At 62.4% G+C, this 8,402-nt stretch carries 7 protein-coding genes and 1 pseudogene; 5 read left to right on the forward strand and 3 right to left on the reverse strand.

Going from position 1 to position 8,402, the window contains the following annotated elements:
- The first annotated feature begins 47 nt into the window (after positions 1-47).
- Positions 48-1,259, forward strand: a complete 1,212-nt coding sequence (locus A5622_RS27225) for a CaiB/BaiF CoA-transferase family protein (RefSeq protein WP_156753116.1) — start codon at positions 48-50, stop codon at positions 1,257-1,259.
- A complete protein-coding gene (locus A5622_RS27230) occupies positions 1,256-2,764 on the forward strand; it encodes a carboxyl transferase domain-containing protein (protein WP_066859797.1) in 1,509 nt (502 codons plus the stop codon). The genes A5622_RS27225 and A5622_RS27230 overlap by 4 nt, the downstream gene beginning before the upstream one ends.
- Positions 2,765-4,375: 1,611 nt before the next feature.
- Here A5622_RS27230 and A5622_RS27240 read toward each other — a convergent pair.
- On the reverse strand, positions 4,376-4,771 hold the full coding sequence (locus A5622_RS27240; RefSeq protein WP_066859803.1) for a type II toxin-antitoxin system VapC family toxin: 396 nt from the start codon (positions 4,769-4,771) through the stop codon (positions 4,376-4,378).
- Positions 4,772-4,774: 3 nt separating this feature from the next.
- The gene (locus A5622_RS27245) at positions 4,775-5,041 is read right to left on the reverse strand and encodes a type II toxin-antitoxin system Phd/YefM family antitoxin (RefSeq protein ID WP_066859804.1); all 267 of its coding nucleotides are present in this window, start codon (positions 5,039-5,041) and stop codon (positions 4,775-4,777) included.
- Positions 5,042-5,416: 375 nt separating this feature from the next.
- Here A5622_RS27245 and A5622_RS27250 point away from each other — a divergent pair, with 375 nt between their 5' ends.
- The 3 genes from A5622_RS27250 to A5622_RS27260 all read left to right on the forward strand — a co-directional run bounded on the left by A5622_RS27250 (position 5,417) and on the right by A5622_RS27260 (position 7,817).
- A complete protein-coding gene (locus tag A5622_RS27250; RefSeq protein ID WP_066859807.1) occupies positions 5,417-5,686 on the forward strand; it encodes a DUF1778 domain-containing protein in 270 nt (89 codons plus the stop codon).
- A 2-nt stretch (positions 5,687-5,688) separates the two neighbouring features.
- Positions 5,689-6,201, forward strand: a complete 513-nt coding sequence (locus A5622_RS27255; RefSeq protein WP_066859810.1) for a GNAT family N-acetyltransferase — start codon at positions 5,689-5,691, stop codon at positions 6,199-6,201.
- Positions 6,202-6,734: 533 nt separating this feature from the next.
- Positions 6,735-7,817, forward strand: a complete 1,083-nt coding sequence (locus A5622_RS27260; protein WP_066859813.1) for a tyrosine-type recombinase/integrase — start codon at positions 6,735-6,737, stop codon at positions 7,815-7,817.
- A gap of 288 nt (positions 7,818-8,105) precedes the next feature.
- Here A5622_RS27260 and A5622_RS30405 read toward each other — a convergent pair.
- A pseudogene (locus A5622_RS30405) lies at positions 8,106-8,402 on the reverse strand (DNA alkylation response protein); the annotation flags it as partial.

Below are 8,402 nucleotides of genomic sequence, written 5' to 3' on the forward strand. Positions count from 1 at the left end.
GTTCGATAATTGGATAGTCCACTAGGTCACTAGGCCAAGGCGGTGTCATGGCATCCACAATCCCAACCTCTACGCGATCCGAACCGCCCGGACCACTTGCGGGCCTGCTCGTCGTCGATCTCACCCGCGCCCTGGCGGGACCGCACGCGGCGATGATGCTGGGCGACCTCGGCGCCGACGTGATCAAGGTGGAGAACCCGATGGGTGGTGACGACACCCGCGGTTGGGGGCCACCGTTCGTGGAACCGGCCACCGGTGACCGGGAGTCCACCTACTTTCTCTGCGCGAACCGCAACAAACGGTCGGTGACCCTCGATCTCAAAGACGCCGCCGGCAAGGCCGCACTGCGCGCCTTGCTTCGCCGAGCCGACGTGCTGATCGAGAACTTTCGTACCGGCGTCCTTGATCGGCTTGGCTTTTCGCTACAACACCTCGCCGAAATCAATCCGCGGCTGGTCGTGTTGTCCATCACCGGTTTCGGCCATGACGGACCCGAGGCGGCACGGCCCGGCTATGACCAGATCGCCCAGGGCGAGGCGGGGTTGATGTCGGTGACGGGCTCGGGACCCGATGACCTTCAGCGGGTCGGCGTGCCCATCGCTGACCTGCTGGCGGGCATGTACGGCGCCTTCGGAATCCTCGCCGCGCTGCTGGAGCGCGAACGCACCGGGCGCGGCCAGGTGGTGCGCTCGTCGCTGCTCGCCGCCGTGGTGGGAGTGCACGCGTTTCAGGGCACCAAGTGGACCGTCGGCGGCGAGGTCGGTCAGCCCACCGGCAACCATCATCCGTCGATCTGCCCGTACGGAGCCTTTGAGACCGCCGACGGCGCCGTGCAGATCGCGGTCGGCAGCGAGGGACTGTGGCGAAGGTTCTGCACGGGATTCGGCTTCGATCCCGCGGCGCCGGGAATGGCGTCGAACCCGCAGCGGGTGGCCAACAGCAAGCGGGTGAACGAGATGGTCCAGGCATCGTTCGCGCTCTACCCGACCGGCGAACTGCTGGCCAAGCTGGAGGCAGTTGGGGTGCCCGCCGGTCGGATTCGAAGTATCCGAGAGGTTTATGAGTGGGCGCAAACCCGCTCCCAGGGGCTGCTCATCGAGGTCGAGCACGCCACGTTGGGAGTCATTGCCCTACCGGGCCCGCCGTTGCGGTTCTTCGACACCGACGGATCCGAACGGACCCGCCGGCAACACACCGCTCCGCCGGTGCTGGGTGCCGACAATGGCCTGATCGCGACGATGTCGGGCGAGCAACGATGAGCCGGCTGGGTGCGCACGACGTCGTCGCGCTGGTCACCGATCCGGGATCGTGGCAATCCTGGGACCAGCCGCCCATCGAGGTGGCGGCCGACCCCGAGTACGCCGCAGATTTAGCGCGTGCGCGGGCCAAGACGGGGCTCGATGAGGCCGTAATCACCGGCGTCGCAACAATCCTCGGTCGCCGTTGTGCAATGTTGTTGTGCGACTTCGGTTTTCTCGGCGGCTCGATCGGAGTAGCGGCCAGCGATCGCCTCACGACCGCGATTCGGCGGGCCACCGCGGAGCGGCTGCCGTTGCTGGCGTTCCCGACATCCGGCGGTACCCGGATGCAGGAAGGAACCACCGCGTTCGTGCAGATGGTCAAGATCACCTCCGCCGTCGTCGCCCACAAATCCGCGCACCTGCCGTACCTGGTCTACCTACGCGACCCCACCACCGGAGGGGTGTTCGCGTCATGGGCGTCACTGGGGCACGTCACCTTCGCCGAACCCGGCGCCCTGATCGGCTTTCTCGGCCCGCGTGTCTACGAAACGCTCTACGGCCACCCGTTTCCCGCCGGCGTCCAAACCGCCGAAAACCTTTACCATTGCGGGCTGGTGGACGCGGTTGCGCCACTGGAAGAACTCGCCGGGATGGTGAATGGAGCGCTGGCTATCATCGCACGCGGCCGCCGTACCACCACCTCGCCGGTAGCAGTGCATGCAGAGCCGGCCGACATCCCGGCGTGGCAGTCGGTGACGGCTTCCCGCCGCCCCGAGCGACCGGGCGTTCGCGAGCTCCTCGACCATGCCGTCACTGGCGTGCTGACACTCAACGGCACCGGACAGGGCGAGAACGATCCTGGACTGCTGCTGGCGCTGACCCGTTTCGGAGACATGCCCTGCGTGCTCCTCGGGCAGGATCGCTACGCCCAGACCCCCGGCGCCCCGCTCGGCCCGGGAGCGTTGCGGCAGGCCCGTCGCGGTATGCGCCTTGCCACGGACCTAAACCTGCCATTGGTCACGGTGATCGACACCGCCGGCGCAGCGCTGTCGAGGGAAGCCGAGGAAGGCGGGCTGGCCGGTGAAATCGCTAGGTGCATCGCCCAGCTGGTCTCACTTGAAGTGCCCACTGTCTCAATACTTCTCGGCCAAGGCACCGGGGGCGGAGCGCTTGCGCTGGTCCCCGCCGATCGCATCCTCGCCGCTCAGCACGGGTGGCTCTCACCGCTTCCGCCGGAGGGGGCGAGCGCGATCTTGTGCCGCGACATCGACCACGCACCCACCATGGCGGCCAAACAAGGCGTCCGGTCCACCGACCTGTTGGCACACGGGATCGTCGACTACGTCATCGCCGAATACCCCGACGCCGCGACCGAGCCGCGGCCCTTTTGCCAGCGCGTCGGCGCCGCCATCCGGAACGAACTCACGGCACTCGCAGACACCGACCCCGCGCGACGACTCGCCGAACGCAGGCTGCGATTCGACAGGATCGGACGTCTTCCCGCCCTCGCGCCAGCCGGCTAGCGGTCATTCGCACGGTGGCCCGGGGCGGCCAGCACAGTTCGCCCACGCGACGATTAACCTAACCCAGTGAATCTTGATGGCAATGCCGCTCCATTCGCGAAGTGTGCGGCGCCTCCCTGCTCGCCGTGCGGTCACGGTGGTCTGACAGCGCGGAGAACTGCTGCAGGTCAACAAGATCGGCTACCGCGACGTAGATGCGGGTCTGCCGATGCAGCGCGGTTTAAGAGGTACTGAAGACCCTGGGAGCAACGATCGCGTCCCCGCCTGAATAGCCAGATCCAGAAGACGAACATAATGCGCTCCCCGGTACGTGGGAGATAGCGCGTTGGCTTACGGCCAGACTTGGACCAGTCAAAGTCGGCCGAGGTCCTAGTGACCCAGCACCAACCCAGTGGGACCTTCCGCGAAAGCTTCGGTTCTGGCCGTGAATTCGCGCATTTGCAGCGACCAGTAGTGGGAGTGCTGCGGTGCTAAGTCCGCTGAATCGCCGAAGGTTTTCAAGGTGGGCAGTGTCCACAACAGACGGTCTTTGAAAAGCCGGCCGGTTTGCTCATTCGGGACGAATTCAACGGTGCCCAGCACGGCTGGTCGTAACCGTATAACTGCGTCTCGTTGTGCTTGGTCGTAGCGGGCACGCACCAATTCGCCAGACTCAAACCCACTAATTCCCGCTTGTTGACGACCTGGTCGATGTGCTGGTCTAGGAACGCAAGAAGGAACGGCATCCCGGTGGCTATGACGATGGTGTCCATCATCTTCTGGCATCGCACTTGACTCATCGGCGTCATCCGGTGGATGAGTGCAGTCGTTGTAGACCGGCGTCACATGGAATCCGTCCACGACAGCAGATCATTCGTCACTGTGACGAATGATCTGCTGTCGTGGTGGTCTGGTTCGGGCGGGACAGTCTAAGTTGGTCGACCAAATGCCGCCTGAGAACCGGCCGGTTATCGGCTCGGGCACGCGGTCAGATGACGGAGTAGCCGAGCCGTTCTGCGCTGCCGGCGTGCCGCGAGATCAAGGCGGAATACGGGTGGCCAGCGAATCGGCTGTTATAGCGAAAGCCGTCGAGATCGGGGTGCGCAGCCCTCTTCTTGCCCACAAACTAGGCGTATGTTAGCCAAGCGGTCAGTGTCGGCGCGGCGTCAGCGAGCAAATCGGCAAGCCGGGCAAGCCCGACTGGCGTTGGCGGGGGGCCGGCGATTATTTGGACAGGCTGTGCCATATCACGGGCGGACCGGCTTGTGCTGAATACGTCACTGTGACGAAATATGGTCGGCACCATATGGTTTCGATGAGGGCCATCCCAGCGTATTAGCCGCAACGATGACGTGTGGTGCAACGCGGAGCGCGACAGCCTTGCATGCATCGGCGGCGAGTTGTTTCGCGGCGAATCTCTAGAGCCGACTAGCTCTCGTGTTGAGCGGCCGTCATGTTGCGCTGACCATACCAGCGGTGCCCACACGCCGATGCTTCACCATGTCGGTGTTCAGCACCATCCAGCTGCTCCCGCCACCGCTTCTCGCCTATTCCATGGATAATCATCATTATCCATGAAATAGGTCCGCTATGGGGGAAGGCGCCACGTCACCGTGTGAGGCTGCTAAAGCTCTAGCGTGGAGACGCTGTCGAGATCCCGAGGTCGGCTGCGGCTGCGAGCATTCGGGCGTCATAGGCGATAACCGCGCGCAATGAATCGCCGGCTCGCTGTGCCGCGGCGAGGTGTATCGCGTCGAGGCCGCGCAAGCGCAACGGCAGCAATGTACCCGCGTCGTCGAGCAGCTGGCGTGTCAGCGTTACGGTGTCCAGCCGGCTAAGTAGGTCTCGAGCGTCAGCGATAGCCTGGGCCCCGTTTGGTGCCACAGCGCGGATCAGCTCAGTGCGCCCCAAGGCCGCGGTGAATAAGCTGTCGTCAGCGTGTGTGCGCAGGAAGTTCTTTAGCGCCTGCGATTCATCCTCAGCGACAACAAGTTTGACTAACGCAGAGGTGTCGAGATAGATCCGCACGGGCTAGCGCTCGTCGCGCCGAAGTCGCTCGAGAGTTTCAGAGGCGCTATGCGGGTATGCCGCAGGTCTGAGGTCATCAGTGTTCATCGGACGAAACGCCTTGACGACTTCGCCGGCGTTGATGAGGTCCTCCCAGGGATCGCTGCTGATTGGCACCAATCTCGCGACGGGATGACCGCGGTCAGTGATCTCGATCGATTCCCCGGAGGCTACTTCTTCGAGATACTTGCTCGCGTGTTGCCGCAGCTCCCGCACCCCTATCGTCTTCACGTGCTACATTGTAGCACAATCGTCCGCGGGCGCACGACTCGCGGCGGTTCGCCAATTCCTAACAGGGAATCACCGTTGACGGTGTTACATGGTGATTTAGACTGGGCGCCCCCGTGGGCGCTGTGGGCAGGGTACCTGACCTGCGGAATTGGTGACCACCTGCAAAAGTTGAGTCATTTGACTCAGTTCGAAAAGTGGAAGTTGCTTCACCCGATGTGCGGGGTAGGCTCGCGCTTTTTGTACGGCGATGCTTGCGCGCCTACCCCGCACATCGGTGAGCGAGCTGGACACGCCGCGGGTTCAGTGATTTGTGCTTGCTCTAGCGGTGTACGTACATTCGCCGTACACTGGGCTGCGAAGAAGGGAGGTGCCATCGTGGCAGTCAAGACGAAGCGCATTGAGCTTCGCGCAGAGCAAGCGGCCGTTGACCGCATACAACGAGCTGCCAACGTTGTGCATGAGCAGACCTCGGAGTTTGTGCGAAAAGCTGCGCTGCAGCGCGCTGAGGACATTCTGCGCCAAGAGCTGATAACGGTGATGGAGCCCGCACAGTTCGACAAGCTGATGTCGTCGCTGGACATTGCCGACGACGCACCGCGACTGGCGGCAGCCGCCCGTAAGCCCGCGGTGTTCAAGAGGCGCTAGCCATGTTCGAATCCGCGCGGCTAGACGACGACCACACCCTGGACGGGTTTGACTGCGGCAAGGAGTCGTTGAACACCTGGCTGTTCGAACAGGGGCGCCGCGCGGGTAGCAGTGGAGTAGCAAATGTCTACGTATGGACCCCGCTTGGGGAACCGAAGGTCTGCGCCTATTTCGCCATCTGCCCCACCGAGGTCGTACGCAGCGACGACGGCGTAACGGGGTCCATGGCCGGAGGGTATTCCCGTATCCCCGGATACTTGATTGCTCGTCTGGCCATGGATGAAGTGTTGCATGGGCAGGGGTACGGCGAGCAACTGCTCCTGGATGCGTTAGGGAAAGCCGTTGCCGCATCCGAAATCGGTGGCGGTCGTCTGATCGTGGTGGATGCGATAGATGACGAGGCGCAGGCGTTCTATCAGCATTACCACTTCGTCCCTGTAAGGCACCGCGAGCGCCGTCTGGTGATGAAGGTGTCTACCGCCGCGAAGGCGCTCGGGGAACGCTGGCGGGGCTGACCCCTCGGATCCATCTGCTGACCGCAGATTTTCCCCGAGCTACGAAAAACTAGATTTGGTCTAGGCACTAGGCCGTGGTGCTGGCGTTGACCGTCGCGGTTTCGGCGACGGCCCAGTTGGTGACCGTGATGCCGCGGACCTGGAGGACCAGGCCACGAAATACCTGGTCAGGGTGGGTGAAATTTTACCACCCGCTCCGGGAGGCCAACAGACCGGTGGAGATGATTGGGGCACTTGACGTTTCGGGTCGTCGTCCTTCCGGTTAGGGACGTCTGCCGCTTACAGCAAAGTGGTGCATATGTGGTGCAACCCCTTGTTAGGTGGGCTAGTCACACGCGTTGAACTGCTGTGGAGCTGGTACGCAATACTGGGATTGAATCACTTATCGCCTGTTGGCGGCGCGGTCATGGATACCCGCTGATATCGGTGAGCGTGACCGCCACACACACTCCCTGGCCACTGCTCTAGTGACACAGTGCTGCGTTGAATCGTGGATAACTGCTGTATCCATGAAGTGATGCCATGCTGACAAGGTGCCTGGAGCCGAGCCGCAGCCGAAAGCATCCTCCGCTGCCTACCCGGGATGGTTCACCGACTTCCTGGCTGATAGCGCCATCCGGAAGCCGTCACCGCACACCGCGAAGGCCTATCGTCAAGATTTCGAAGCGATCGCCAGGCTCGTGGCCGGCGCCGCCGAAAATGTGGTGCAGCTCGAAGTGAGCGAGATAAACAAATCATCGCTCCGTGCGGCATTCGCCGCCTACGCCGAAACCCATGCTCCGGCCTCTATCCGGCGCTGCTGGTCGACGTGGAATACTCTGTGTACTTACCTCTTCACGGCGGAACTCCTCGACGCCAATCCCATGCCGTTCATCGGACGCCCAAAGGTGCCCAAGTCTCTCCCGAAGAGCTACCGTGCCGAAACTGTCATCGATCTGGTCGCTGCGATCGATGCCGATCATGGATCGGGGCGCCGCAACGACTGGCCCGAACGCGACCGTGCCATTCTCTTCACTTGCCTGTTGGCCGGGCTACGGGCTGAGGAACTCGTCAGTGCAGATGTCGGCGACATCCGTCGTAGCGAGGACGGCGGCGGTGTCCTGCATGTCCACGGCAAGGGCAATAAGGATCGCCGAATACCTGTTAGCAGAGAGCTTCTCGACGTTTTTGAGCAATATTTGAGTAGCCGCGCCTCGCGCTTCCCACAGCAACGCAAACGTTCACCTAGCACGGATGTGTTCACCAGTTTCTCGGGAAAGGCTCCGCTCTTTCTCGGTGCCAATGGTGAGCGGATCACACGCGGCACGCTGCAATACCGGATCCTGCGTGCCTTCAAGAAGGCCGGAGCCGACAGCGAGCGGTCGTCCGGTGCCCTGGTGCACGGGCTGCGGCACACGTTCGCCACCGAACTCGCCAATGCGAATGTGAGTGTTTACGCGTTGATGAAACTACTCGGCCACGAATCGATGATCACCTCACAGCGCTACGTCGATGGCGCTGGTGCCGACACCCGCTCCGCCGCTGAGCTCAACCCCCTCTACGGCCTGATATCCGCTGGAAGATACGAGTCCGAGATGTCTAATAGCAACGCAACCAAAGACTTTCGCGCCAGATAATCTACGTTATGTCGGGTAAACTACCGCATAGTACCTATCGTATTGTGTAGAAACACATTTCAGTTTCAGCGGGTCACTCCAGCCATCCCATAACCCCAAGCGCTCCCCTGCATGTTCAGCGCCTCAGCAACTAAACCGGCTCGAGGCTGACAGCCGCTTCGGCCGGGTGGAGGGGAATATGCGGAAATCGAATATGCGGCTTTGCCGGTAAACGTCACCGCATTCTCTATTGCGTTGTGCGACATCATATCTCGCGTTGTTAGCAATCGGTATGTGCCTGCACACCCTTCAGCCCTCGGCCGCCCCGACCATAGGCATGGCGCGCTGCAGAATGGTGGGCAGGTCCAGCCCCGCAGGTAGGGTCCCGAATACACCGCCCCAGGAACGTCTTAAGCGTGTCGCAAGGAAAGCCTCCGTGACGGCAGAGTTACCGTGGCTCACAAGTAATGCCGCCTGCAGTCCCAAGCAGATGCTCTGGGCCAGACTTCGGGACATGTACTCCGGCGCGTCGCAATCGAGAAGCTGTCCACGCAACATTTTCACGTGGTCGTCGAGTCTCGGATCCGCGCCGGACGCCGCGGCCAG

The sequence above is a fragment of the Mycobacterium sp. 1245801.1 genome, assembly GCF_001673055.1.
Lineage (GTDB): Bacteria > Actinomycetota > Actinomycetes > Mycobacteriales > Mycobacteriaceae > Mycobacterium > Mycobacterium europaeum_A.

Coding starts and splice junctions, on each gene's coding strand:
- A5622_RS27225 (WP_156753116.1), top strand. CDS start 48: ATGGCATCCACAATCCCAACCTCTACGCGATCCGAACCGCCCGGACCA.
- A5622_RS27230 (WP_066859797.1), top strand. CDS start 1,256: ATGAGCCGGCTGGGTGCGCACGACGTCGTCGCGCTGGTCACCGATCCG.
- A5622_RS27255 (WP_066859810.1), top strand. CDS start 5,689: ATGTTCGAATCCGCGCGGCTAGACGACGACCACACCCTGGACGGGTTT.